Raw genomic sequence first — 26,142 nt, 5'->3', positions numbered from 1 at the left:
ACTATGTCAAAAACTTATCATTTTATTGGAATTAAAGGATCTGGTATGTCAGCTTTGGCTTTGATGCTCCACCAAATGGGACACAAGGTTCAAGGTTCAGATGTGGAAAAATATTACTTCACTCAACGTGGTCTTGAGCAAGCAGGTATCCCTATTCTTCCTTTCGATGAAAAAAACATCACAGAAGATGTTGAATTGATTGCTGGAAATGCCTTTCGTGAAGATAACAACGTTGAAGTTGCTTATGCAATTAAAAATGGCTACAGCTTTAAGCGTTATCACGAGTTCTTGGGTCACTTCATGGATCAATTCACTAGCTTTGGTGTGGCAGGTGCACATGGTAAGACTTCTACAACAGGTCTCTTGTCACATGTTATGAAAAATATCACCGACACGTCATACCTTATCGGTGATGGAACTGGACGAGGTTCTGCTAATGCACAATACTTTGTCTTTGAGTCTGATGAATATGAACGTCATTTCATGCCATACCACCCAGCATACTCAATCATCACTAACATTGACTTTGACCATCCCGATTATTTTACAAGTATCGATGATGTGTTCTCTGCCTTTGATGACTATGCTAAGCAAGTGCAAAAAGGACTCTTTGTTTACGGTGAGGATCCACACCTTCGTAAGATTACAGCCAATGCGCCAATCTATTACTATGGTTTCGAAGAAAATGATGACTTTATAGCAACAGACATTGTTCGTACAACGACAGGGTCTAATTTCAAGGTAAAACACGATGGACAAATTCTTGGAGAATTCCATGTGCCAGCCTATGGTCGTCACAATATCTTGAATGCAACTGCGGTTATTGGGACCCTCTATGTAGCTGGTTTCGACATGGATTTGGTTGCAGAACACCTTAAAACTTTCTCAGGTGTTAAACGTCGTTTCACAGAGAAAATTATCAGTGGTACTGTTGTCATCGATGACTTTGCTCACCATCCAACTGAAATTATTGCAACGCTTGATGCAGCACGCCAAAAGTACCCATCTAAAGAGATTGTTGCTATTTTCCAACCACATACCTTCACACGTACCATCGCCCTTCTTGATGAATTTGCTGAAGCTTTGAGTGAAGCAGATGCTGTTTATTTGGCGCAAATTTACGGTTCAGCGCGTGAGGTTGACCATGGTGATGTTAAGGTTGAAGATCTTGCTGCTAAGATTAATAAACCTGCCAAAGTGGTTACAGTTGAAAATGTCTCACCTCTCCTTGACCATGACAATGCTGTTTATGTCTTTATGGGAGCTGGAGATATCCAACTTTACGAACGCTCGTTTGAAGAGCTTCTAGCAAGCTTGCAAACACACATGTAATATATTAAGGGCTGTAGCGATTTCGCTCAGCTCTTTCTCTTAATAGAAAGGAATTTGATATGCTTATTCGACATGCCCGAGAGGATGATTGGGCTGATGTTGTTCGTATCGAACAAGAAAATTTTTCGCCTGAAGAGGCTGCAACTCCAGAGGCTATTGCAGAGCGTTTAGAGACGATTTGTGATACCTTTCTAATTGCTGAAATTGATGGCGTTGTAGCTGGCTACATCGAAGGACCTGTGATTACGGAACGTTACCTCACAGATGACCTGTTCCATAAGGTGGCTCCTAATGCTAGTCAAGGAGGTTTTATTGCAGTTACTAGTTTGTCTATCTCCAAAGATTTTAAAGGGCAAGGTATTGGAACAGCCTTGATTGCAGCGCTTAAAGATCTGTCTATTGCTCAAAAACGCCAAGGTATTAGCTTGACTTGTCATGATTACTTGATTGCCTACTATGAGATGAATGGTTTTACTGATGAGGGAGAATCAGAATCAAAGCATGGTGGAAGCACTTGGTATAATATGGTCTGGGAGAACCCAGAAACCCATTGATTTCAGTGTTACGTTACTGTGACAAAGGACCAATTGATTTGCATTAACTGACTTTTTAAGATATAATGGCGTTTGTTACTATAGAGGAGGTATGCCTTGACGGACAAGTTTAATGAACACTCGGAAGCTTCTGAAGATAGCCTAAGCTTCAAAGATCAGATTCTCCGAGATTTACAAGAAGCAACACGGCTCCGTTCTCTTCGCGAGGAGGAGCATAATAAAAGTGCAACTATGCCCGAGACACCACTTTCAACGTCAGCTGAGAGCGCTACAACTCGTAGTGATTCAGTGTCTAATAAAGTAAGTAACCAAGATTTTAGTTCACATTCTGTTTCTCACAGTGCCTTTGCTAAATCTATGACTTCTGAGACAGCCCGAGATTCTCAACAAGATAGTCTTAGCTTGTTTTCAGATTCTCAAGCGGAGTCTTTAGTATCTGATGCTCATTCAAACCTAGCGTCTATTCCTAAAGAGCCAATTGAGGAGGAGAAAAAGGTAAATATTCCTCAGGAGACTGAAACGTCGAAACGTCGTTTTAAACGTCCAGTTTGGGAAACTAGCCTTAACGAAGCATCTGAAGAGGAGTATATTCCTGCAGATGTTGCCAAGGAGCTCATTGAAGCTAAGTCTAACGAAGCTATTTATACAGACCCTAAAGAATTGGAGGCCAAATTGACCTCAGAACGTCAAAAAGAAGCATTCTTGCAGGAACATCATGCAACAAGTGACCAAGCGTCGCAAGAAAAGGTTCAATCAGAGCTAGTAGCTGATGGTAATGAGGATGATGAGAGTATTGCTCTAGAACCCTCTGGAAAACCTAAGAAAAAGAAAGGCAAGAAAGTGAAGAAGAAAAAGTCTTCGCCAAAAGATGGTAAACAGGCTGACATTGTCGACGAAGAGCCGATTTCACGTTCTAACCGAAATCACAAACGCAATAAAAATAACCGTCGTGCTGGGAAAATTGCAAGAAATATTATTATCTTCTTGCTACTTATCTTGTCAGTAGCTGCATTCTTTGGTTATCGTTATGTTAGTGATGCTGTTGGCGCAAAAGATGTTAATTCAACTAAGTTTGTTAGTGTTGAAATTCCCGAAAATTCAGGTAGCAGTTATATTGGCCAACTCTTGGAATCAGCTGGTGTTATTAAGTCTGGTAAGGTCTTTAATTACTATACCAAGTTTAAGAACATCTCAAATCTGAAAAGTGGTTATTACAACCTTCAGGCTAGCATGACCATGGATGAAATTATTGAGGCACTTCAGAAAAAAGGAAGTGATAAACCTCAGGAGCCATCTCTTGGTACGGTCTTAGTCAAAGAAGGATATACCATTGATCAAATTTCCAAGGCAGTTGAAGTTAATTCTTCAGCTAAAAAAGGCAAAAAATCATCAACTGGACTTAAGGCGAAAGATTTCTTGAAATTGATGAAGGATGATGCTTTCATTACTAAGATGAAAGCGAAGTATCCAACCTTGTTGGCAAACCTTCCGAATTCTACGGATGCTAAGTATGTCCTAGAGGGTTATCTGTTCCCAGCGACTTATAACATTCATGATGATACGACGGTGGAGTCTTTGGCAGAGGAAATGTTGTCAACGATGGACACCTACCTATCACCTTACTATGCGACGATTTCATCTAGTGGACACAATGTTAATGAGATTTTGACCCTAGCTTCTCTTGTTGAAAAAGAAGGAGCTACAGATGACGACCGTAAAAATATTGCTAGCGTCTTCTATAATCGTCTAAACTCAGACATGGCTCTACAAAGTAATATCGCAGTTCTTTATGCTCTTGGAAAACTTGGTCAGGAAACGACCTTGAAAGAAGATGCAACTATTGACACAAACATTGACTCCCCTTATAATGATTATGTTCATAAGGGGTTGATGCCAGGTCCTGTGGATAGTCCTAGTCTGTCTGCGATTGAAGCGGTTATCAATCCATCATCTACCAAGTACATGTACTTTGTGGCAGATGTAACCACTGGTAATGTCTATTTTGCTGAAAGCTATGAAGAGCATCAGCATAACGTTGAAACTTACATTAACAGCAAACTAAAAGATAAATAGTCTGATTGGCTCATTAAAACCAAGCAAACGAATAGTGATTTTGATGATGCAGCCAACGGCTCAAAAAATAGAAAAGAGAAAAAAATGGCAGAAAAAACATATGTAATGACACAAGCAGAGAAAGAACAACTTGAAGCGGAATTGGAGGAGTACAAACTCGTCCGTCGTCCAGAAGTTGTAGAACGTATTAAGATTGCACGTTCTTATGGTGACCTTTCAGAAAACTCTGAGTATGAAGCAGCCAAAGACGAGCAAGCCTTTGTTGAAGGACAAATTCAGATTCTTGAAACAAAAATTCGTTATGCAGAAATCGTTGATAGTGATGCTGTTGCTAATGACGAGGTTGCAATTGGTAAAACTGTTGTTGTTCAAGAAGTTGGTACAAACGACAAAGATACTTATCATATCGTTGGGGCAGCCGGTGCTGACATCTTCTCAGGTAAGATTTCAAATGAAAGCCCAATTGCTCAAGCCTTGATTGGTAAGAAAGTTGGCGACAAAGTCGCTATCGAATCACCAGCAGGTAGCTACTCTGTAGAAATCCTTAGTGTAGAAAAAACAGCCTAAGTGACTGTTGGCATTAAGGTGTCCAATATTTGAAACTAGTGGGAGTGAGACAAAACAGTTGTTCTGTCGCACTCCCTTTTTGGTTGCCGGCGCTATTAGGAGTTAGGCTAGTCTGAATTAATCTATAAGAAAAGCACTCTTGGTATTTGCCAAGAGTGCTTTGTAGCTTATTTACGATTTTGCTTACCGGCGTTACGGTTTTTCTTTGGTTTACTTGCAATTGCTTGAGTATTTTTTGGTGTTACATCTTTACGCTTGATTGGTGTTGTACGAGGTGCTTTTGGAGGGTTCTTTTTGAACTCTTCAGCCACTTTTTCTTTCAAGCGAGGTTTGATGATGTAGTTGGTAATCAACTGTTGGATAATAGAGAAGATACCACCAACGAACCAGTAGAGGATTACGGCTGCAGGTGAGCTGATACCAAAGAAAATCATCATGATCGGCATACTGTACATCGTCGCTGCCATTTGTTTACGTTGCTCTTCAGGAACTTGTTGAATAGACAACCAAGATTGGAAGTAGTAAAGAGCTGCGATGATGATAATCAATGGGAAGTCACGGTGACCAAGGTTAAACCAGAGGAAGTTATCTTGAAGTACACCAGGAGTGTAACGTGCTGCGTAGTAGAGTGCTGAGAAGAATGGGAACTGAATCAATAGAGGAAGACAGCCGACACCACCCATCAAGCTTAGACCGTTTTCACGCTGAGCTTGCATGAGTTCAGACTGGGCAGCCATTTTTTCTTCTTGAGTTTCAGCGTTACGCAAACGTTCGTTGATTGGTTCCAAGATAGGCGCAAGGTACTCACGTTTTGCTGATTGGTAGGCTGCGCTACGAGATTGGTGAAGACCAAGTGGCAAGATAATCAAACGAACAATGATGGTAACAAAGATAATACCAAGACCAAAGCCGAGACCAAGATTATCTGCGAAGTAGGTGATGACGTGGCTCATAGGGCGACCAAGGAGGTTCCAGACCCAACCAGTAGGATTACCAGACTTATCAAGGCTCACACATCCTGATAGGAAGAAAAGCATGCTGGCAGCAAGCCCCATCAGGGCTAGACGTTTTTGATTTTTATTCACAATATCATTCCTTTTGTTTTTTAGTTATACTTGTCTATTTTACCTTTTTTTAAGAAAGAGAACAAGCTAAAAACGGTGGCTTCCTCTTAATTAGCCATCCGAAAATCGCTGTAATTTGAGAAGTTTGCCATGGTCACATCGACATAGGTTACTTTAGACCATTTTGAAGGTCCTTTTCGAACTTCTTGAATAAATTTAGCTAACTTAGCAGGATTTTCTGACTGAGCTAGGATTTCAACAGTTCCGTCGTCATTATTCCAAACCCGACCGTATATATCTCCAATATCTAGTGCTAGAGCATAGGTTGAATAACGAAAACCAACACCTTGGACTCTTCCTGAGACTAATAATCTTACTTTTTGCATGGTCTACGACCTCCTTTTGAAAGCTCTTTCCTTTAGTATAATCCTTGCTATAAAGTCGGTCAAGTCCAAGATTTATCAAGGAATTTCTGCTATAATGAGTGTATGGAAATCATTCAATCAAAGCAAAATGCTAGCATTAAATCTGCTAGAAAATTATTGCAGCGCAAGCACCGTAAAACTAGCTATCTTTTAGAAGGATGGCATCTTTTTGAGGAAGCAAAGGCAAGTGGTGCCGATATTCTTCAAGTTTTCGTGCTTGAGGAAATGGCTAATCGTGTGGCTAATATGGCTAAGGTGAAGTTGGTTAGTCCAGAGGTGCTCAAGGAGCTCTGTGAAACTCAGACCCCCCAAGGGATTGTGGCAGAAGTTGCTAAACAATCTCAAGCCTTGCCAGAATCTCTCTCAGGGAAGTATCTTCTCTTGGAGGATGTTCAGGATCCTGGCAATGTAGGAACAATGATTCGCACAGCGGATGCCGCAGGTTATGACGGAGTCTTTTTGTCAGATAAATCAGCTGATATTTATAATCAGAAGACCTTGCGTTCTATGCAGGGAAGTCATTTCCATCTTCCAATCTATCGTGGACCTATTCTTGACATGGTTGAGGCTTGCAAAAAGCAAGGGGTACCTGTTTTGGCAACGACTCTCTCAGATATTTCTGTTGACTATAAAGCAGTTAAGACAGATGGCAATTTTGCCTTAGTGATGGGAAATGAAGGTCAGGGAATTAGTCAGGATATGGCTGAGTCTGCTGATCAACTCGTACATATTAGCATGCCAGGTCAGGCGGAGAGTCTGAATGTTGCTGTTGCAGCAGGAATTCTCATGTTTAGTCTCTAGGTCTCAAGGATGATTTTAGGAGAAAACAACTGACTTTTAAAGTAATTTTAAGGACTAGTGGTATAATTAAGAAGCATTAGAAACATTAATGAGGTATTATTATGAAACGACCAGAAGATGATAAAGAATTCATGGAAGTTGTGGGACATTTGATTTCACACCCACGTTTTCAAAAATTGGATGGGGTTGTACAGCACCATCATTCGACACGTTTAGAACACTCGGTTAATGTTAGTTACACCAGCTATAAGATTGCTAAAAAATTTGGCTGGGATGCCAAGAGTACTGCTCGAGGCGGTCTCTTACATGATTTTTTCTATTATGATTGGCGAGTAACTAAATTTAATAAGAGTCATGCTTGGGTACACCCACGTATTGCTGTTCGTAATGCCAGAAAGCTTGTTAATCTAAACAAAAAAGAAGAGGATATTATCCTCAAGCATATGTGGGGAGCAACGATTGCACCGCCGAAGTATAAGGAATCTTATATTGTTACGATGGTGGATAAGTATTGGGCGGTTAAAGAAGCGGCGACACCCTTACGAAACCGAATAAAAAATCGTAAGTTTTTCCGTCGCAAGACTCTACAAAGCCACCACCAATAATTCATTATTTTTAGGAGATAACTATGGAATCAAATGCAATTTATACGACTAGTGATGCGGGCTTGAACCGCTTTTTCGGAAAGATTTATGGTCTTGTCGGTATGGGAGTGGGACTTTCAGCAGTCATCTCTTATCTGATGCTCTTTCCTCTTTCGCATCTTTTTGTCAATATTCTCATGAATTATTCTTGGGTTTACATGGCAGCACTCTTTTTAGAGTTTGGTTTGGTCTTTTTGGCTAGTGGTGCTGCGAGAAAGAATACACCTGCGGCTCTACCTTTATTTTTGGTTTATTCTGCTCTGAATGGATTTACACTTAGCTTTATCAGCGTACAATATACGCAAGCCATTGTTTTCCAAGCTTTCCTTAGCACTGCCATTGTTTTCTTTATCATGGCACTTATCGGAGTTACCATTAAGCGAGATTTATCAGGCATGGCCAAGTTCCTTATGGCAGCCTTGATTGGGATTATTGTGGCTAGCTTGATTAATATTTTCTTTGCAAGTAGCATGATGAGTTTTGTGATTAGTATTGTATCAATTCTTATTTTCTCAGGTTTAATTGCCTACGATAACCAGATGATTAAGAAGGTTTATTATGGTACCAATGGTCAGGTCACAGATGGATGGGCAGTTTCTATGGCACTTAGTCTTTACTTGGATTTCATTAACTTATTCTTGAATATCTTGCGACTCTTTGCTAGACGTAATTAGTAAAAAAAATCAGCCAGATGGCTGATTTTTTTAATGTCTAATAGTTTTTTGTGAGTGTTCCTTGCTGACCTGTGTAAGCGTAGAAGAGTGGATAGTAATCCCATTTTCCGACATAGCTATCTTTATCTGGGAAGGCCCACTTGTCGTCTTTTTTAGTAAGCTCGACTGAGTAATTATCAAAGATATTAGTTCCTTCTGTCTTTGGTGCTGATGGGCTTACTTCTTTGATTGAATTTGGTAGGTAAGTTTCCATGTAGTATTGTCTTGTTAGTTGGTCGACATTTCCAGCGTTGGCACCATTGCTTTGTAGGTAGTTTTTAAGGTCATCTGTGAGATTTGGGTGATTAGCACCGTAGGCATCGTCTGCAGCTTTCATACTGATAGTTGACATGCTGACGTTAAACTCTGCTTTATCTTTAGCGACGATAATGTTATCAACAGTGTAGCTACCGCGTTCACGGTTAGCAGTTTGGACCCAACCAAAAACTTTTGGAATTTCATCACCAGTTGGTTTGATATGATCAGTTTCATTATAGCTGTATTGAAGGCTATCTGAGAAATATTGGTTAAGTTCACCCTTGGCTTTATCCAAGTCATTAGAAACAAATTTACTGTAGTCTTTGCTTTCACCACCTAGAAGAACTGCATTGAAATAAGCGTCAATAGCCTTTTTAACATTGGTAGTTGTTTTACCATCGAAATCTTTTAGGCTAGTAGAAACTGTTTGTCCCTCTGTTTTTTCATCTTTTGATTCAAAATAGAGTTTATAGCTTTCGTCGTTGTTAACTTCGAAAAAGAGTGAGACAGTCTTGTAGTCGTCAGCTTCAAGCTTTCCAAAGTCATCTGTAGCGTCCTCTACGTTCTTATTTTTATTGAAGAGAGTAGGTAGGTCGCCCTTGTCGAGCTTGCTTGCTGTGACTTTCTTACCATCTTTATCTTTGAGGTAGAATTGTTTAGCAGATGTTTTGAGCTCATTTTCCATATCTTCCGAAGTATTCTCGAGTTTGAATGAAACTTCGACTAGGGTTTGGTCATCCTTGAGCTTGAGGTCGCTTCCTGACATATAGACAATATCGTTAACAGAAAGCTTGGCATCAAGTTTTGGCTTGGCACATGCTGAGAGCGTTAAGATGGCTGCTAGAGCAAGAGCCCCAGAGTAAAGATATTTTTTCATAAATAATCCCCCATTATTTTATTTAGGTTATAGGTCTATTGTATCATGAAATATGCCTTGAGATTATTAGAAAATTGGGTTTCAAGCCTTTTCTTATGCTATAATAGGATTACTATTGTAAAAAATGGAGAATCAAATGACAAAAACACCTTTTATTACGGCTGATAAACTTGAACAAATCACTGCAGAATTTCCAACACCTTTCCATCTTTACGATGAAAAAGGTATTCGTGAAACAGCGCGTGCAGTTAACGCAGCCTTTTCGTGGAATCCAGGTTTTAAAGAATTCTTTGCTGTAAAAGCTACACCTAATCCAGCAATCCTCAAAATCTTGAAGGAAGAAGGGTGTGGCGTCGATTGTGCGACCGATACAGAGCTTGTCATGAGTAAGAAAATTGGTTTTGATAGTAGCGCCATTAGCTTTACGTCTAATGATACACGTGCAGAAGAGTTTGTTTACGCTCGTGATATTAATGCGACAATTAACCTTGATGCTTACGAAGATATCTTTTTCTTGCAAGAGGCTGCAGGACTTCCTGAAACCCTTTCTTTGCGCTTTAACCCAGGGGGCGTCTTCTCTCTCGGTACTGATATCATGGATCATCCTGAAGAATCAAAATTTGGGATGACTAAGGAACAGCTCTTCAAAGGCTATGCTTACCTTAAAGAAAAAGGAGTGAAATCATTCGGCTTGCATGCTTTCTTAGCATCAAATACAGTAACGAATGAGTATTACCCAACCTTGGCTGCTCAACTGTTTGAATTGGCGGTAGAAATCAAGAATGAACTTGGTGTTAGTCTTGACTTTATCAACTTATCAGGTGGTGTTGGAGTGGACTACACACCAGCCAATAAACAAAATGATATTGCCGTTATCGGTGAAGGGGTTCATGCTAAATTTGATGAAATCCTTGTTCCGAATGGTCTTGGACATATCAGTATTTACACTGAACTTGGGCGTTTCATGACAGCACCTCATGGCCTTGTCGTTACTAAGGTTCTTCATATTAAGGACACTTATCGTCGCTATGTTGGTGTAGATGCTTCTGCGGTTAACTTGCTCCGTCCAGCTATGTACGATGCCTACCATCACATCACGAATATGACTAATCCAGATGGTGATATTCAAGTAGTTGATGTGACAGGCTCGCTTTGTGAAAATAATGATAAGTTTGCTAAGAACCGTGAATTGCCAGAAGCTCGTATTGGAGATACCTTGGTTATCCACGATACAGGTGCTCATGGTTTCTCAATGGGTTACAACTATAACGGACGTCTTCGTTCTGCAGAAATTCTCTACCAAGAAGATGGCACAGCTCGTATGATTCGTCGTGCAGAGACGATGAATGATTACTTTGCCACTCTTGATGGTTTTGATTTTGATATTTAACAAAAAAATAAGCTAGGCCTTAAAGGCTCTAGCTTATTTTACTTTAATGATGACAGCTTCAAGAATGATATCGGCTAACTCCTCAGGGGATTCGATACAGCCTTCTTTGAGCCATAGTGTTAAAATGGTAACAATGGTGCTAACATAAACTTCCAATGAATATTTGGCAGGGATATGATAGCTTTGTTCCATGAGCTCTGTAACATTTTCAATATCAGAGTTAAGGATAGTCTCGATAATGAATTCACGAATCATCTCATTGATGTTTGGAATGTGTGTCATCAAGGTGAGACAGAGTTTTTGATTTTCCTTAAGATATCGTAGCATTTCAGTGACAACACCCTCTTGGTAGGTCATGTCTTCCTGAAGAATACTTGAGATTTTATCTAAAATCTTTGAGAAGGTTGTTTCAACCAAATCTTCCTTATTTGAATAGTAGTAGTAGAAGGTCGGTCTGCTGAGATTTGCCTTCTTGATGATATCTGTGATGCTGATTTGTTCGAGTGAACTCTCCTCTAAGAGTTCAATAAATGCGTTGACAATTTTTCGTTCGGAAATAGTTGCTTCCTTGAGCATAAATAAACCCCTTTATATAAACATAATAATAATTCCACAACCTATATAATAACCTATTTTTGTTCTAGAAATCTTACAAGTCCTTTACAGTTGTAAGTGAAAAATACTGAAAGTCTCATTTTATCGGTATTTTAAACGAAAAAACTATTTTTCTAGACGTTTTTAAGAATCAACGTCTTATTTGTCAGTAGGGGCCATTTTTGCTATAATATAAGGTAAATCAACGTTATAGGAGAAATGAATTTATGAACACCGTCCTTTGGATTATTCTTGTTTTTGTAGCCCTTTTGGGTGGTTTTTATGGAGGCGCATACTTTGCCCGCAAACAAATGGAGAAAGAATTGGCTGAAAATCCTCGTTTGAATGTGGACGCTGTTCGTACCATGATGTCGGCTGCGGGTCAAAAGCCAAATGAAGCAAAAGTGCGTCAAACATATAACCAAATTATCAAACAACAAAAACAAGCACTTGCAGATAGCAAGAAAAAGAAAAAATAATGGTGGGGAGCTGGGACGTGAATCTCAGCTTTTTACATGTAACCTAGGGGATAAGGAGGCAAGATGGATAATCGACCTATAGGATTTTTAGATTCTGGTGTCGGAGGACTGACGGTGGTACGTGAACTTAAACGTCAGTTGCCTCACGAGTCTATTGTTTATATTGGTGACTCTGCTAGGGCGCCATATGGTCCTAGACCGGCAGAACAAATCAGAGAGTATACCTGGCAGTTGGTTAAATTTCTTCTGACCAAAGATGTAAAAATGATCGTTATTGCTTGTAATACGGCAACAGCAGTAGTTTGGGAGGAAATCAAAGGAGCCTTGGATATCCCAGTGCTAGGTGTGGTTTTGCCTGGTTCTAGTGCTGCCATTAAGTCTAGTCAATCGGGTCATATTGGCGTCATTGGGACTCCTATGACGATTTCCTCTAACATCTATGAACAAAAAATTAAGCATCTGGCACCACAAATGAATGTCTTGAGTTTATCTTGTCCTCGCTTTGCCCCTATTGTTGAATCCAATGAAATTAACTCAAGTGTGGCTAAAAAGATTGTTTATGAGAGCATGGCACCTTTAGTCGGTAAGGTAGATACCTTGGTTTTAGGTTGCACCCATTACCCACTTTTACGTCCTATCATCCAGAATGTTATGGGGCCAAGTGTCAAGCTAATTGATAGCGGAGCTGAAACAGTTCGTGATGTTTCCGTTTTGCTCAATTATTTTGAAATTAATCGTAGCCGTGAAGTCGAAGACAAGACGGAAGAATATTACACCACAGCTAGTGTGCTTGGTTTTAAAGAAATCGCAGAACAATGGCTGGGTGAAGAAGTTGCTGTCCAACATGTCGATTTGGACAAGGAGTTAGAAAATGACTAAATCAATTTTAGAATATAAAGACGAACAAGACTGGTATTTGGCTAGTTTTGGAAGCTACAATCACTTGACTTGTTTTGGTGGTGATGAGGCCTATGAACAATTTGTTGACCTTTTCCAAGCCTTGACTAACGTTTTGGCTGTTAGTGGTTTCCAGTTACATATTGCTAAACATTCTTCAGACCTTCGCTTGGTATCCTTTATTTTGGATTGCTTGAAAGAGCAAACTGGTCGTGACCTAGCTGTTACGCAACATCAAGGGGCCTTGGTAGTTAGTGAAGGGGATAAGCTTGTCTATGTTCATGTGCCAAGAGAAGGTGTCACCTTGAGTGATTTCTTTGGTTCTGATAACAAATCAGATTTTGGTGATGTCCTATTGATTGCGACACGCAATGAAGGAAAAACTAAGGAATTTCGTAAACTATTTGGAAAACTAGGCATTAAGGTAGAGAATCTTAATGATTATCCAGACCTTCCTGAAGTTGCTGAAACAGGTATGACCTTTGAGGAAAATGCACGCTTGAAGGCGGAAACCATTTCTGACTTAACTGGTAAAATGGTCCTCTCAGATGACTCTGGTTTGCAGGTAGATGTTCTTGGAGGTTTACCAGGCGTTTGGTCTGCACGCTTTGCAGGCCCTGATGCCACAGATGCTGAAAATAATGCTAAATTATTGCATGAGCTCGCTATGGTGCTTGATGATAGCAAACGTACGGCGAACTTCCATACAACCCTAGTTGTTGCAGCACCTGGACGTGATAGTTTGGTTGTTGATGCCGACTGGAAGGGTTATATTGGCCGAGAACCTAAAGGTGACAATGGTTTTGGTTATGATCCTCTCTTTTTAGTTGGTAATACGGGTAAAACAGCAGCAGAGCTTTCTGCAGAAGAGAAAAATGAACAATCTCACCGTGGACAAGCTGTTAAGAAACTTATGGAGGTCTTCCCAGCATGGCAGAACAAACAATAATCGTAATGAGTGACTCCCATGGGGATCGTGATATTGTAGCAGATATAAAAAAACGTTATCAAGGAAAGGTGGATGCCATTTTCCACAACGGAGATTCGGAGTTAGAATCAAGTGATCCTATTTGGAAAGGTATCTATGTAGTTCGAGGAAACTGTGATTATGATTCAGGTTATCCAGAACGTTTGGTCGTTAAACTTGGAGATGTGATTATTGCACAAACACATGGTCATCTCTATGGCATTAATTTTACCTGGGACAAGTTAGATCTTTGGGCGCAACAAGAGGATGCAGATATTTGCCTCTATGGACACTTGCATGCGGCAGCAGCTTGGCGAAATGGTAAGACAGTGTTTATCAACCCAGGATCTGTTTCACAGCCACGTGGACCTATCCATGAGAAACTTTATGCTAAGGTGATTATAAACAGTTCAAAAATTCGTGTGGAATATTACACACGTGACCATGAACTTTATTCAGAACTTACACAGGAATTTGAACGATGATTGCTAAAGAATTTGAAGATTTTTTGTTGGCTCATTTAGATAATTATTTAATTCCATCAGATCAGGTTGCTATTTTTATTGATAGTCACAACGCTGATCATGTGGTCTTGCTTTTGACAAGCAATGGTTATTCGCGCGTTCCCGTTTTGACTAAGGATAAGCACTATCTTGGGACCATATCTTTGACAGATATTAAGCGTTATCAAGATGAACATAACTTGCAAGAGTGGGAGATGGTTAACCATGATATCGGGCCGATGACATCAGATGTCGTGGAAACAGTGGAAGATAATGCTAATCTAAACGAGGTAATGCATAAGCTAGTTGATAATCCTTTCCTTCCTGTGGTTGATAGCCAAGGTATTTTCAAAGGAATTATCACACGAAAATCGATTCTAAAGGCGGTTAATAGCCTCTTACATGACTTTACACATGACTATATCATCATTCCAAAAACAACTGACAACTCAGATCACTGATTTTCTGGCTACTAAGGTCATTTCGGAGAGTTCAAAGCAAGCTTATGCTTACGATCTTAAGCAGTTTGCAATGTCTATTTCAGGACAAATTGATCAAACCAGTCTCAAGCTATATGAGAACCAACTGAAGGAATGGAAGCCATCCGTACAAAAGCGTAAGCGCTCTGCGGTCAATCAATTTTTGCTATACCTCTATCAAAAGGGTGAATTAGAGAAATTTTTCAAACTATCAGATACGGTTACAACATCTTCTCAGGAGGATAAGTTGCGAATACTGGATCTTTCATCGCTTTATGAGGGGCGTGAAGGGGTTGGTAAGCTGGCTTGTCTGCTGATTCTAGAGTTGGGACTCTTACCTTCAGAGATTTTGGAGTTGGACTGGGCCGATATTGACTTGGATTTTGGTGTTGTAACTGTGGCCAAGGGAACGACTAAGCGTGTTCTCAGACTTGAAGCAGATGTGAAACAGTATTTGTTGGCTATTAAAGATGTGAACAGTCAGGGCTTGCTTTTGGGTAAGGTCTATACTCGACAATGGCTGTATAAGCAAATCCAGACTTATGTTAGTGACTGTGGCTTATCGAATGTAACTGCTCAAGTCTTGCGTCAGCAATTTATTCTTAGACAGATTGAAAAGGGAACGGGCGCCTTTGAACTTGCTCGTTTACTGGGACTAAAAAGTCCAGTGACCTTGGAGAAATACTATAAAACCTAATGGATATTAAGTTAAAAGATTTTGAGGGGCCACTGGATTTGTTGCTCCATCTGGTTTCTAAGTATGAGGTAGACATTTACGATGTTCCCATTGTTGAGGTTATCGAGCAATACTTGGCTTATTTGGCAACCTTGCAAGCCATGAAGCTTGAAGTTGCTGGGGAATATATGCTTATGGCTAGTCAGCTCATGCTGATTAAGAGTCGTAAGCTTCTGCCGACAGTGGTGGAAGCTGAGCCTGAAGCAGATGATCCAGAACTAGAGCTCTTGAGTCAGTTGGAAGAATATGCACGCTTCAAAGCAGCTAGTCAAGAGTTGGCTAAGCAGCATGAGGTACGAGCTCAGTATTTTTCAAAACCAAAAGTTGAATTGGTTTATGAAGATGTGACGCTGAATCAGGATAAGACCATTCAAGACATTTTCTTGGCTTTTTCAAAAATCATGGCTGAAAAGCAGGAAGAAATTCGTCGCAATCACACGACCATTGCGCGTGACGATTATAAGATTGAAGACATGATGCTGATTATTGAGGAAGCATTCGGCTCAAAAAATGAGCTACATTTAGATGAACTTTTCACAGATGCTAAAGATATGAATCAAGTAATTACCCTCTTTTTGGCAACTCTTGAATTGATTAAGGTACATCGCATATCAGTACAGCAGGAAACAATTTTTGGTACAATCACATTAAGAAAGGAATGGACGAATGAGTAGTCACTTAGCACGATTAGAAGCTTTACTTTTTGTGGCTGGTGAAGATGGTCTTAGTCTACGTGCTATGGCACAGCTTTTGGAAATGCCAGTGACGGGTCTGACTCAGTCCTTGGAGAAATTACAAGCCAAGTACGAGGCAGACGAGGATTCAGCTCTTTGTTTATTGGAATCGTCAAATACCTATAAGCTGGTGACTAAGCCAGATTTTGCAAGTCTCCTTCGTGACTATTCTAAAACGCCTATTAACCAGAGTCTATCCCGAGCGAGTCTTGAGGTTCTCTCTATAGTTGCTTATAAACAGCCTATTACACGTGCTGAAGTCGATGACATTAGAGGTGTTAATTCTAGTGGTGCTATTGCTAAACTTCAGGCCTTCGATCTCATTCAAGAGGCTGGTAAAAAAGATGCTGTCGGTCGTCCTAACTTATATGCGACTACTGATTATTTTTTAGACTATATGGGAATTAACAGTTTAGACGAACTTGTGGCGATTGACCAACTAGAACTTGAAGAGCAGGAAACAAGTCTCTTTAGGGAAGATGCTCCAGAAGAGCTTGAGGACTCGGACAATTAAGAGTAAACCTTGTTGAAACTAATCATTAAAAATAGAGAAACATAGCAGAGATGCTAGGTAGAAAGGATACAGCTTAAGCTGTAGAAAAAGAATGCGAATTAATAAATATATTGCCCACGCTGGTGTGGCCAGCCGTCGTAAGGCTGAGGAACTGATTAAAGAAGGTCGTGTGACCCTAAATGGTAAGACCGTTACGGAATTGGCAACCATTGTCAAAAATGGTGATATTGTTGAGGTAAATGGTAGCCCAATTTATAATGAAGAGAAGGTCTATTATCTTCTTAATAAACCACGAGGGGTTATTTCTTCGGTATCTGATGAGAAAAATCGTAAGACGGTGATTGACCTCATGCCCCACGTTAAGGAACGTATCTATCCTGTTGGTCGTCTTGACTGGGATACGACTGGTCTTCTTATTTTGACTAATGATGGTGACTTTACCGATAAAATGATTCACCCACGTAATGAGATTGATAAGGTTTATTTGGCGCGTGTCAAAGGTATTGCGACCAAGGAGAATCTCCGTCCATTAACTCGTGGTGTGGTCATTGATGGCAAGAAAACCAAGCCAGCACGTTACAATATTATCAAAGTAGACCATGAAAAGAACCGTTCAGTTGTTGAATTGACAATTCATGAAGGGCGTAACCACCAGGTTAAGAAAATGTTTGAATCAGTGGGCTTGCTCGTTGATAAGTTGTCTCGTACCCGTTTTGGAACCCTTGATTTGACAGGGCTTCGTCCAGGTGAATCACGCCGTCTAAATAAGAAAGAAATCAGCCAGCTTCATAACGCTGCTGTCAATAAGGTCAAATAATGAAAAGATTTCTGATTGCCTTGGTCAGGGCTTATCAGAGATGGATTTCTCCCCTATTTCCACCGTCTTGTCGTTTTCGTCCAACTTGTTCGGTTTATATGATCCAAGCAATAGAAAAGCACGGTTTAAAGGGAGTTCTTATGGGAATTGCCCGTATCTTAAGATGTCACCCTTTATCAGAGACTGGAGATGATCCGGTGCCAGATTATTTTAGTCTAAAACGTAATAAAACTCCTTTGGATAAATGAATCCAAAGGAGTTTTTCTATGCTTAAGTTTTTGACCAAGTTTTTGGTAGGAAGAGGAGTAATAAAGGATAGATTTCCAAACGTCCTGCAATCATAGCAAATCCCATGATAAGCTTAGATAAAGGACTGAAAATAGCAAAGCTATCACTCGTTCCAAGTAAAGGTCCAATGTTGTTAAAGGTTGAAGCAGCAGCACTTGTCACAATCAAGAGGTCTTGATTATCCAGTGACAAAACAGTGACTAAACTTAGTATAATGAGTACATATACAGCTAGGTATTTGAGAACACTGTGCTGCGTTTCTTTATCGAGAACACTTCCATTAATATGAAGTGACAGGATACGATTAGGATAGAGGCTAGCCAGGGTCTGATTACGTGCAATTTTAGCAATAATCATAGCACGGATAACCTTGAAACCACCGGCTGTAGAACCCGCTGACCCCCCGATAAACATCAGGAGAAGTAGGATATACTGAGAAAATAGTGGCCATTTGGTAATATCTGTTAGACCAAATCCCGTGGTTGTGATGATGGTTGACACTTCAAAGAATGAGTATTTAAACGAGTCAGCTAAACTGTGGTACATCCCAAAAATATTGAGGATAATTAAACCTGTTGATACTGCAACAATCGTAAGATAGGTACGTAGCTCTTCATCTTGGAAGAAAAATCTGATTTTGCGAAGCAGAATATAGAAATATAAGTTGAAGTTAACCCCAAATAGTAGGGTGCCAACTGTAACCACATAAGTAATCAAATCGCTGTTATAGTGAGCGATAGAGTCATTATAGACTGCAAATCCACCGGTACCTGCACCTCCCATAGCAGTGATGATACTATCAAAGAGTGGCATACCGCAAAGCCAGAGAATAACAGCAAAAATAACGAACATAGTCAAATAGATGATGTAAAGAATTTGAGCTGTATTTTTGAGCTTGGCAACAACCTTACCAAAGACTGGACCGGGTACCTCTGCACGCATAACCTCATGGTGACCATTTTTACTGTTGTTCATGATGGCTAGAGCAAAGACCAGTACCCCCATCCCTCCAATTAGGTGGGCGAAGCTTCGCCAGAAGAGGAGAGAATGGGTCAACACCCCAGTATCTGTGAGAATAGTAGCCCCCGTGGTTGTAAAACCAGAGCTCATCTCGAAGAAGGCATCGATGACACTTGGAATTTGCCCAGCAAAAACAAATGGTAATCCCCCAAAGAAGGACCAGAGTACCCAACAGAGGGCTACAATGAGCATTCCTTCTTTTGTGTAAATGTGGTAGTTCTTAGGTTTAAAGAGAGTACCAAGCACTCCGATAAAAAGTAGTATCCCCATCGTCCCCAAGATGCTGGCAAATACTTTGGCATCTTCTTGATAAATGAGGGCAACGATAAGTGGTACAACCAAGAGTGCAGCCTCAATAAGCAGGAGCTTGGCAATAAGAAAACGGACAATAGATCGATTCATGGCAGCTTACCTCTTCAACAAGTCGTAAATATGAGTTACATTTTGTAAGAGTGTAACGATCACGATTTTATCCCCAATAGCGAGTCTGTCTTCTCCCGTTGGGAAAATAGATTTTCCATTGCGAATAATAGCAGCGATAAGGACACCATTAGCAAATTCAAGCTCAGAAAGTTTCTTCCCGGCGATTTTGTTGTTTTCCTTAATTTGGAATTGCAAGGTTTCGATACGACCATTAGCCACATGGTGAAGGGCATCGAGACTAGAGTCTTTAGCATTATAACGCCCACGGACAAAGTGCATTACAGTGTCAACGGCAATACTCTTAGGTGTGACAATTGTTGTTGTCTCACGTGTATCGATAATCTCTAAAAGACTGGTACGGTTGACTTTAGTAATATTCTTGTGAATACCAAGGCTTTCGAGGAACATAGAGGTGATGATATTTTCCTCATCTACTCCAGTTAGGGTAGCTACGGCATCATAACTGGCTGCACTTTCCTCGAGAAGAAGGTCTTTAGCAGTACCGTCACCTAAGATAACAGAAACTTCAGGGAAGACCTGACTAAAGGTTTGTGCACGGTCCATTTTTTGCTCAATCAATTTGACCTTAATACGATTGTTTTTCAAGATATTGAGCAAGTAGTAGGAGATACGTCCAGCACCAATCAACAAAAGTTTTTTGATACTTTTTGGCTTGATGTAACTGTGGAAAAGTGCCATATCAACACGTTTACCAGTGACATAAATTTTATCCCCAATTTGCATGGTAGCATTCCCATCTGGAATGATGAGTTCACCTTGACGGTCAATCGTACAAACTAGAATATTGCCAAATTTCTTACGGAATTGTTCCATTGTCATACCAGACAATTGGCTATTTTCAGTGACTTTAAATGCCATCAGAATAACGCGTCCATTAGCAAAAGTCTCAACTGATAGGGCGTTTGGAAATTCAACTGTATTGGCAATATAGCGAGCTGTTAAAAGTTCAGGATTAACTACTAATGAGAATCCAAGAAAGTTCTTGTCTTTGAAATAAGCATTTGAGTATTCTGGGTTACGCACACGAACAATGGTTTCTTTGGCACCCATTTGTTTAGCCAGAACGGCTGAAATCATGTTTACTTCATCTTTGTCAGTCATCGCGATAAAGACATCGCAGTTACTAACCTCGGCTTGTTCCAGAATTTTAAAATTAGCCCCATTTCCAGCAAAGCCCATAACATCGTAACGTTTGCTGAGGCGTTTGAGGACCTCTTCCTTTTCTTCAATTAAAATAACATCGTGCTTCTCTTCAACAAGAGAACGACAGAGTGCGGTACCGACTTTACCGGCACCTACGACAATAATACGCATGAGTTACCTCCAAATAATCATTACTATGATACTCTATTTTAGCGGAAAAATCATCCTTTTCAGCTAGCTTTATCAACTATTCCTATTTAAGTGAATAAAGGTGAAATTTTTCTTTAAATAGTATTGACTTTTAGACCAGAAGTGCTAAAATATATTCAAAGATTCGTTATTTTAAATCTAACCTGTCATGATTTAAGCTAATGAACGTCCACAACCATGTCGTCTGCTGAGCTTGACTCCGGGCGACATGGTATTTTTTATGTCTAGGAGAATTGAGATGTCACGTAATCATATTGTCTTGTTTGAACCTCGTATTCCACAAAACACCGGAAATATTGCACGTACCTGTGCAGCGACTAATAGCCCTCTTCATATCATCCGTCCTATGGGCTTTCCAATTGATGACAAGAAAATGAAACGTGCAGGTTTAGACTACTGGGATAGGCTTGACATCACTTATTATGACAATTTGGCAGATTTCATGTCTAAAAATCAAGAGGGCCGTTTGCATTTAGTCACGAAATTTGCGGATAAGACTTATTCAGAAGAGGCCTATGCCGATGGTGAGGACCACTATTTTATGTTTGGTCGTGAGGATACAGGCCTACCTGAAGATTTTATGCGTGAGCATCCTGAAAAAGCTATTCGTATTCCGATGAATGATGAACATGTGCGTAGTCTAAATGTGTCCAATACTGTTTGTATGATTGTTTACGAAGCGCTTCGTCAGCAACAATTTGAGGGGCTAGAGCTGAGTCACCGTTATCAACACGATAAATTAAAATAGATACTTCATTTTGTTTTAAAAGAATAATTATAGTCATTGACTATCAACAGATTAGAAATCCATAATTTGAAAACCTTGTCACCAAGGTTTTTTTATGTTATCCTTAAAAGGTCTTCAGGGCAGGGTGAAACTCCCGACCGGCGGTGATTCTTTGGATAAGTCCGCGAGCGCAAGCTGATGAGGTGTAATTCCTCAACCGACAGTACAGTCTGGATGGAAGAAGACCAGTCTTTTTGCGTAGGCTTTTTTTGGCATGGGCAAATCCATTGGGAACTTCTTTCAAATTGTTAAAATTTGGAGGAATTTTTTTATGACAAACACACGTAAATTGGCTTACATTGCCATTTTATCCGCAGTTTCATTCTTGTTGCTTTATTTTTCATTTCCATTGATTCCAGCAGCAGATTTTTTGAAGGTTGATTTTTCAATTCTTCCTGTTCTTATTGCCTTGGTTATCTTTGATTTTAAGAGTGCCATTGGTGTTCTCTTGCTTCGTTCATTGTTGAAGCTCTTGCTAAACAATGGTGGACCAGGATCAATGATTGGACTTCCTATGAATTTTGTTGCTCTAGGCGTCTTTGTTTGGGGCCTAAGCTATTTTTGGAAGAAAAATCAAACAAGCAAGAATTATATTCTTGGTTCTGTTGTAGGAACTGTCTTGCTTACAGTTGTTATGGTTATTCTTAACTATATTTATGCAGTACCACTCTATGCTAAATTTGCCAACTTTGATATTGCGCAATTTATAGGTCTCTATAAATACCTTTTCGCTATGGTAGTACCTTTCAATTTACTTGAAGGTTTGATTTTTGCGCTAGCCTTTGCTTTGATTTATGCTCCACTTAAGTCTATTCTAGTAAAATTATAAATATGAAACACAAACACACACATTATACTTATGCTTCTTTTGCCTTATTGTTATTTGTTGCTCTCGGTTACATGGTTAAGTTCTACCCTGAAGCCTTGACAGGATTTGATAGCAACATTCAAACTTGGGTTCGAGGAGACTTACCAGCAGGATTGACACGCTTTTTTAAAACGATTACCATACTTGGGAATACGCCCGTACAGGCTATTATTGCAATCGTAGCAGTAATCTGGCTTTATCTACGTCAGTATAAAGCAGAAGCTATCTTTGTAGGTGCCAGTGGGCTTCTCGCTAGTATCTTGATTGTAAGTTTGAAGTATATTTACCAGCGTCAACGCCCATCAATTACGCATTTAGTGCACGCTAGTGGTTATTCTTTCCCTAGTGGTCACTCTTTGGGAACTTTTATGATTCTTGGAGCAATTGCCATTGTTCTTGCTCAGCGTTTGGCGAAAAAAGAATCTAAAATAGCAGTTTATGGTATTACTGGGCTTCTGATTTTCCTTGTTGGACTTTCGCGTATTTATGTAGGTGTTCATTATCCAACAGATGTTTTAGCTGGCTTTACCTTAGCCTTTGGGTTGCTTAATGCTATTTATCCAACTTATGATCGCATTCGCTTTGAATGGCGATTCCAAAGTAAACAGAAATAAAAAAACATGTAGTTTTAAACTGCATGTTTTTTTGATACAAAGGAAGGTCTTTCCTATATAAAATGTATAAAAATAGCTTATTTTGACTATTGTTCTGTTAAAAATGCATTAACTGTATATTAATTATATTATAATTATGATATAATGTTTTTAAAATTTCGAAATAAAGGAGTGTCTCTTGAACATAAAAGACAGCATTGGACTAAGAATCAAAACTGAGCGTGATCGCCAGCAGATGTCACGTGAAGTGTTATGTTTAGATGGTGCGGAATTGACTGTTCGTCAGTTAATTCGCATTGAAAAAGGGGAGTCGCTCCCGTCTTTGGATAAATTATCTTATATTGCAAAACGTCTAGGAAAAAATATGACCGATTTATTGGATCATGATAATATTACTATCCCTGACGAATACTACGAGATGAAGAATCGTCTGATTAAGTTTCCAACGTATAGAAATCCAGAAAGAATAAAGGCTAAACTTGCCTTAATTGAGGAGGTCTATGAGAAATTCTTTGAACTTCTCCCAGAAGAAGAATTGTTAACTCTAGATATTTTGGAAAATATTTTGAGTTTTACTAGTTGGGAAGAGAGTCCTAAAGTTGAGGAAATATATGAAGACTTGTTTGAACAAGTCAAAAGGAAGAAGAAATTCTCAACTAACGATTTATTAGTTATTGACTATTATTTCTTCCATCTTTATGGAAGAAAGCAGTATGATAAAAAACTTTTTGAAAGAATCGTAAAGAGAGTATTAAATCAGGAAATTTGGACAGATGATGTCTATAATATTGTTTTATTTAACGATTTGATGGCTATCGCTGCTTTGAAGATTTTTCACAATTCCTTCTCAGACTTCTTAACAGTTGTGGATAAAGCCTTAGCTGTTATAGAAAAATCACAATTCTATAGCTATAAACCTAATGTTTTTGTTCTCAAAGCCAAATATGAACTTCTGCATAAAGGAAACAAGAAAGAGGCTGCAGAAAATTACGATAAGGCCATAATGTTTGCTTCCGTTTTAGAAGACTCGGTGCTAGAAGAAAGTATAAAGGCAGGTAAAGCGGCAGATGGTTTATAGAAATGGTGGTGACATAAATGTCACTACTTTTTTAATGGTTAAATGTTTACTATAGAAACATAAATAACAGTTAAAAGGAGTTTTATTTTGAAAAAACTAAAATTATTTACACTATTCTCACTACTTATTACTATCTTGCCTTATTTTGCAGGTTGTCTTTAATAAGGAGTCACCATGTCAAAATATCCATATATTTCACAGGTTGATCAGCGTGATTGTGGTGTCGCTGCCTTGGCTATGATTCTTAAACACTATGGTTCATCTTATAGTTTAGCTTATTTGCGAGAGTTGGCTCAGACTTCTCGTGAAGGCACTTCTGCGCTTGGTTTGGTTGAAGCGGCCAAGCAGTTGGGCGTTGAAACTCAGGCTATTTGTGCGGATTTAGACTTGTTTAAACAAGAAAGCCTATCTTATCCTTTTATTGCACATGTGGTTAAAGAAGGTGGATTGCAACATTATTATACGGTGTTTGGTCAAATCAAGGGGAAGCTTGTTATTGGTGATCCAGATCCTAGCAAGAAGGTCATTAAAATGCCCTTAGAGGAGTTTGCCAAAGAGTGGACGGGAGTTGCTCTCTTTTTTGTTCCAGGAGAAACTTACACTAAATACAAAGAAGATGTGCCTGGGCTTCTTTCATTTTTACCAATTTTGTTTCGTCGTAAGGGTTTGATTGCAGTTATTGTCTTGTTAAGTTTTCTAGTGACCCTTGTTAATATTATTGGTTCTTATTATTTGCAATCTATTATTGACCGCTTGATTCCTCAGGAGGCCTACACTCTTCTAACCATGATTTCGCTAGGCCTATGTATCTCTTATCTAGCTCAACAAGTATTTACTTTTTTCAAAGATTATCTTCTACATCGATTGGGGAATTACTTGTCCATTGCTGTCATTCTTCCTTATATTAAGCATGTCCTTTCCTTGCCTATTAGTTTCTTTAGTTCACGTCGTACTGGTGAAATAACGTCACGTTTTGGCGATGCTAACACTATTATCGATGCTCTAGCTTCAACGATTTTATCGATTTTCCTAGATGTGACCATTGTGATGACTCTAGCTGTGGCTCTTATTTTACAAAATCAGTCACTTTTTGTGATGACTCTCACGGTAGTGCCTCTTTATGTTTTAATCATTTTGGCCTTCTATAAGCTTTTTGAAAAGGAAAATTATCAATTGATGGAGGCAAATAGTCAGGTCAATACCGCTGTTATTGATGATTTGCGAGGCATTGAAACCTTAAAATCCTTGAGAGTTGAAGAAAGACGCTATCAGGAAATTGAGGTGAAATTCCATGACTATTTGAAGAAGTCTTTGTCTAAGGCCAAGTGGCAATTAACACAGGATGGTTTAAAGACAGGGGTTCAGTTAGTTTCCAATGTCTTTATCCTATGGTATGGGGCACAATTGGTCATGGAAGGACAGCTATCTGCAGGTCAGTTGATTACCTATAATATGTTGCTGAATTATTTTACAACTCCTTTAATTAATATTATCAATCTCCAATCTAAAATTCAGCAAGCCAAAGTAGCCAATAATCGTCTTCAAGAAGTTTATGTTGTGGATAAGGAAGAAAAAGGAAAACTTAAAGAGTTATCCTTTAAACAACTTGCTCTTAAGGGTGTTAGTCACCGTTTTAGTTATCAGCAAGAGACGCTTAGTAAGATTGATTTAACGATTCATAAGGGGGAGAAAATCGCCCTCATGGGTAAAAGTGGATCTGGGAAAACGACCTTGGCTAAAATGTTGTCGGGTTATTACACAAAATCTAGTGGTCATGTAACCCTAGATAAAGATGCTATTAGCCATGCGGAGCTGCGTCAAATGGTGACTTACGTTCCCCAGCAGACCTATGTGTTTACAGGCACTATTTTAGAAAATCTGCTATTAGGATTTGAAGGAGAAGTTGACGAGAAAAAGCTTCTTAAAGTTTGCCAACAAGCTGATATCTTAGAGGATATTCAAAAAATGCCACTAGGTTTTCAGACCCAAGTATCTGAAGATGGTGGTCTATCTGGTGGTCAAAAACAACGCTTGGCGATAGCGAGAGCCCTCTTGTCCCAGCAGCCTATCTTGATTTTTGACGAAGCTACCAGTGGTCTCGATAGTGATACTGAAAGCAGGGTCATGGCTAATCTTGCTAAGATTAAACGAACAATGATTTTTATTGCTCACCGCAATAGTGTTCGTCAACATGTCGGTCGTGTGGTGACCATGGTGAGTGGCCAGATTGAGTCGGACAGTCCTAATTTCAATCCATTCCAGTTTATTTAAA

At 39.4% G+C, this 26,142-nt stretch carries 29 protein-coding genes and 1 riboswitch; of the genes, 23 read left to right on the top strand and 6 right to left on the bottom strand.

Annotation, left to right across the window (positions count from 1 at the left end; genetic code table 11):
- The first annotated feature begins 3 nt into the window (after window positions 1-3).
- The 4 genes from murC to greA all read left to right on the top strand — a co-directional run bounded on the left by murC (window position 4) and on the right by greA (window position 4,526).
- Complete coding sequence (gene murC, locus H7T98_RS05040; RefSeq protein ID WP_049545701.1) at window positions 4-1,332, top strand: UDP-N-acetylmuramate--L-alanine ligase; 1,329 nt, start codon at window positions 4-6, stop codon at window positions 1,330-1,332.
- A 59-nt stretch (window positions 1,333-1,391) separates the two neighbouring features.
- Window positions 1,392-1,886, top strand: a complete 495-nt coding sequence (locus H7T98_RS05035; RefSeq protein WP_201061394.1) for a GNAT family N-acetyltransferase — start codon at window positions 1,392-1,394, stop codon at window positions 1,884-1,886.
- A 96-nt stretch (window positions 1,887-1,982) separates the two neighbouring features.
- Window positions 1,983-3,959: an endolytic transglycosylase MltG gene (mltG, locus tag H7T98_RS05030; protein WP_155124072.1), complete on the top strand. Its 1,977-nt coding sequence runs from the start codon at window positions 1,983-1,985 to the stop codon at window positions 3,957-3,959.
- A gap of 84 nt (window positions 3,960-4,043) precedes the next feature.
- Complete coding sequence (gene greA, locus H7T98_RS05025; protein ID WP_002883697.1) at window positions 4,044-4,526, top strand: transcription elongation factor GreA; 483 nt, start codon at window positions 4,044-4,046, stop codon at window positions 4,524-4,526.
- A gap of 167 nt (window positions 4,527-4,693) precedes the next feature.
- Here the strand turns inward: greA and yidC are convergent, their stop codons facing one another.
- On the bottom strand, window positions 4,694-5,611 hold the full coding sequence (yidC, locus tag H7T98_RS05020) for a membrane protein insertase YidC (protein WP_002883649.1): 918 nt from the start codon (window positions 5,609-5,611) through the stop codon (window positions 4,694-4,696).
- Window positions 5,612-5,697: 86 nt separating this feature from the next.
- Window positions 5,698-5,976, bottom strand: coding sequence for an acylphosphatase (locus H7T98_RS05015; RefSeq protein WP_002886522.1), 279 nt, complete (start codon window positions 5,974-5,976; stop codon window positions 5,698-5,700).
- A gap of 102 nt (window positions 5,977-6,078) precedes the next feature.
- On the opposite strand from H7T98_RS05015, the gene H7T98_RS05010 reads away from it, so the two are divergent.
- The 3 genes from H7T98_RS05010 (at window position 6,079) to H7T98_RS05000 (ending at window position 8,134) form a co-directional block, all read left to right on the top strand.
- On the top strand, window positions 6,079-6,816 hold the full coding sequence (locus tag H7T98_RS05010; protein WP_002883652.1) for a TrmH family RNA methyltransferase: 738 nt from the start codon (window positions 6,079-6,081) through the stop codon (window positions 6,814-6,816).
- A gap of 101 nt (window positions 6,817-6,917) precedes the next feature.
- Window positions 6,918-7,421 (top strand): HD domain-containing protein, encoded by a 504-nt coding sequence (locus tag H7T98_RS05005; protein ID WP_155124073.1) that lies wholly within the window; start codon window positions 6,918-6,920, stop codon window positions 7,419-7,421.
- A gap of 23 nt (window positions 7,422-7,444) precedes the next feature.
- The gene (locus H7T98_RS05000) at window positions 7,445-8,134 is read left to right on the top strand and encodes a Bax inhibitor-1/YccA family protein (RefSeq protein WP_155124074.1); all 690 of its coding nucleotides are present in this window, start codon (window positions 7,445-7,447) and stop codon (window positions 8,132-8,134) included.
- A gap of 37 nt (window positions 8,135-8,171) precedes the next feature.
- Here H7T98_RS05000 and H7T98_RS04995 read toward each other — a convergent pair whose 3' ends face one another.
- Window positions 8,172-9,308: a DUF5105 domain-containing protein gene (locus H7T98_RS04995; protein WP_155124075.1), complete on the bottom strand. Its 1,137-nt coding sequence runs from the start codon at window positions 9,306-9,308 to the stop codon at window positions 8,172-8,174.
- Window positions 9,309-9,444: 136 nt separating this feature from the next.
- On the opposite strand from H7T98_RS04995, the gene H7T98_RS04990 reads away from it, so the two are divergent.
- Window positions 9,445-10,698 (top strand): diaminopimelate decarboxylase, encoded by a 1,254-nt coding sequence (locus tag H7T98_RS04990; protein ID WP_080611179.1) that lies wholly within the window; start codon window positions 9,445-9,447, stop codon window positions 10,696-10,698.
- A gap of 33 nt (window positions 10,699-10,731) precedes the next feature.
- Here the strand turns inward: H7T98_RS04990 and H7T98_RS04985 are convergent, their stop codons facing one another.
- Window positions 10,732-11,274, bottom strand: coding sequence for a TetR/AcrR family transcriptional regulator (locus H7T98_RS04985; RefSeq protein WP_002883702.1), 543 nt, complete (start codon window positions 11,272-11,274; stop codon window positions 10,732-10,734).
- A gap of 245 nt (window positions 11,275-11,519) precedes the next feature.
- Here H7T98_RS04985 and H7T98_RS04980 point away from each other — a divergent pair, with 245 nt between their 5' ends.
- The 10 genes from H7T98_RS04980 (at window position 11,520) to yidD (ending at window position 17,666) form a co-directional block, all read left to right on the top strand.
- The gene (locus H7T98_RS04980) at window positions 11,520-11,771 is read left to right on the top strand and encodes a YneF family protein (protein WP_002883695.1); all 252 of its coding nucleotides are present in this window, start codon (window positions 11,520-11,522) and stop codon (window positions 11,769-11,771) included.
- Window positions 11,772-11,834: 63 nt separating this feature from the next.
- Complete coding sequence (gene racE, locus H7T98_RS04975; protein WP_002889898.1) at window positions 11,835-12,650, top strand: glutamate racemase; 816 nt, start codon at window positions 11,835-11,837, stop codon at window positions 12,648-12,650.
- Window positions 12,643-13,617, top strand: coding sequence for a nucleoside-triphosphate diphosphatase (locus H7T98_RS04970; protein ID WP_198463494.1), 975 nt, complete (start codon window positions 12,643-12,645; stop codon window positions 13,615-13,617). The genes racE and H7T98_RS04970 overlap by 8 nt, the downstream gene beginning before the upstream one ends.
- Window positions 13,599-14,120 carry a metallophosphoesterase gene (locus H7T98_RS04965; RefSeq protein WP_201061392.1) on the top strand — a complete coding sequence of 174 codons (522 nt, stop codon included), beginning with the start codon at window positions 13,599-13,601 and terminating at the stop codon, window positions 14,118-14,120. The genes H7T98_RS04970 and H7T98_RS04965 overlap by 19 nt, the downstream gene beginning before the upstream one ends.
- Window positions 14,117-14,599 carry a cyclic-di-AMP-binding protein CbpB gene (gene cbpB, locus H7T98_RS04960; protein ID WP_049545711.1) on the top strand — a complete coding sequence of 161 codons (483 nt, stop codon included), beginning with the start codon at window positions 14,117-14,119 and terminating at the stop codon, window positions 14,597-14,599. The genes H7T98_RS04965 and cbpB overlap by 4 nt, the downstream gene beginning before the upstream one ends.
- Entirely contained in the window at window positions 14,553-15,314 is a 762-nt protein-coding gene (gene xerD / locus H7T98_RS04955) for a site-specific tyrosine recombinase XerD (RefSeq protein WP_195187769.1), read from the top strand. The genes cbpB and xerD overlap by 47 nt, the downstream gene beginning before the upstream one ends.
- On the top strand, window positions 15,314-16,027 hold the full coding sequence (locus H7T98_RS04950; protein WP_003092139.1) for a segregation/condensation protein A: 714 nt from the start codon (window positions 15,314-15,316) through the stop codon (window positions 16,025-16,027). The genes xerD and H7T98_RS04950 overlap by 1 nt, the downstream gene beginning before the upstream one ends.
- Window positions 16,020-16,601 (top strand): SMC-Scp complex subunit ScpB, encoded by a 582-nt coding sequence (scpB, locus tag H7T98_RS04945; protein WP_201061390.1) that lies wholly within the window; start codon window positions 16,020-16,022, stop codon window positions 16,599-16,601. Before H7T98_RS04950 ends, scpB begins: the two co-directional genes overlap by 8 nt.
- A 91-nt stretch (window positions 16,602-16,692) precedes the next feature.
- Complete coding sequence (locus H7T98_RS04940; protein WP_002883686.1) at window positions 16,693-17,418, top strand: pseudouridine synthase; 726 nt, start codon at window positions 16,693-16,695, stop codon at window positions 17,416-17,418.
- On the top strand, window positions 17,418-17,666 hold the full coding sequence (gene yidD, locus H7T98_RS04935) for a membrane protein insertion efficiency factor YidD (protein ID WP_013990033.1): 249 nt from the start codon (window positions 17,418-17,420) through the stop codon (window positions 17,664-17,666). Before H7T98_RS04940 ends, yidD begins: the two co-directional genes overlap by 1 nt.
- A gap of 22 nt (window positions 17,667-17,688) precedes the next feature.
- Here yidD and H7T98_RS04930 read toward each other — a convergent pair whose 3' ends face one another.
- Complete coding sequence (locus tag H7T98_RS04930; protein WP_129852174.1) at window positions 17,689-19,128, bottom strand: TrkH family potassium uptake protein; 1,440 nt, start codon at window positions 19,126-19,128, stop codon at window positions 17,689-17,691.
- Window positions 19,129-19,134: 6 nt separating this feature from the next.
- On the bottom strand, window positions 19,135-20,484 hold the full coding sequence (trkA, locus tag H7T98_RS04925; RefSeq protein ID WP_014633874.1) for a Trk system potassium transporter TrkA: 1,350 nt from the start codon (window positions 20,482-20,484) through the stop codon (window positions 19,135-19,137).
- 277 nt (window positions 20,485-20,761) lie between these two features.
- Here trkA and H7T98_RS04920 point away from each other — a divergent pair, with 277 nt between their 5' ends.
- From H7T98_RS04920 to H7T98_RS04900, 5 genes are all read left to right on the top strand, one after another.
- A complete protein-coding gene (locus tag H7T98_RS04920) occupies window positions 20,762-21,271 on the top strand; it encodes a tRNA (cytidine(34)-2'-O)-methyltransferase (protein ID WP_118172046.1) in 510 nt (169 codons plus the stop codon).
- A 106-nt stretch (window positions 21,272-21,377) separates the two neighbouring features.
- Window positions 21,378-21,500, top strand: a riboswitch (FMN riboswitch).
- An 81-nt stretch (window positions 21,501-21,581) separates the two neighbouring features.
- Entirely contained in the window at window positions 21,582-22,139 is a 558-nt protein-coding gene (locus tag H7T98_RS04915) for an ECF transporter S component (RefSeq protein ID WP_037598980.1), read from the top strand.
- A gap of 2 nt (window positions 22,140-22,141) precedes the next feature.
- The gene (locus tag H7T98_RS04910) at window positions 22,142-22,792 is read left to right on the top strand and encodes a phosphatase PAP2 family protein (protein ID WP_118172047.1); all 651 of its coding nucleotides are present in this window, start codon (window positions 22,142-22,144) and stop codon (window positions 22,790-22,792) included.
- A 178-nt stretch (window positions 22,793-22,970) separates the two neighbouring features.
- A complete protein-coding gene (locus H7T98_RS04905) occupies window positions 22,971-23,870 on the top strand; it encodes a helix-turn-helix transcriptional regulator (RefSeq protein WP_073685698.1) in 900 nt (299 codons plus the stop codon).
- Between the two features lie 174 nt (window positions 23,871-24,044).
- Entirely contained in the window at window positions 24,045-26,141 is a 2,097-nt protein-coding gene (locus H7T98_RS04900; RefSeq protein ID WP_201061387.1) for a peptide cleavage/export ABC transporter, read from the top strand.
- Window position 26,142: the final 1 nt, after the last annotated feature.

It is taken from the genome of Streptococcus sp. 23.2, from assembly GCF_016648665.1.
Lineage (GTDB): Bacteria > Bacillota > Bacilli > Lactobacillales > Streptococcaceae > Streptococcus > Streptococcus salivarius_E.
Note: the sequence above shows the minus strand (reverse complement) of the source record. Positions and strands in the feature narration are given on the sequence as shown.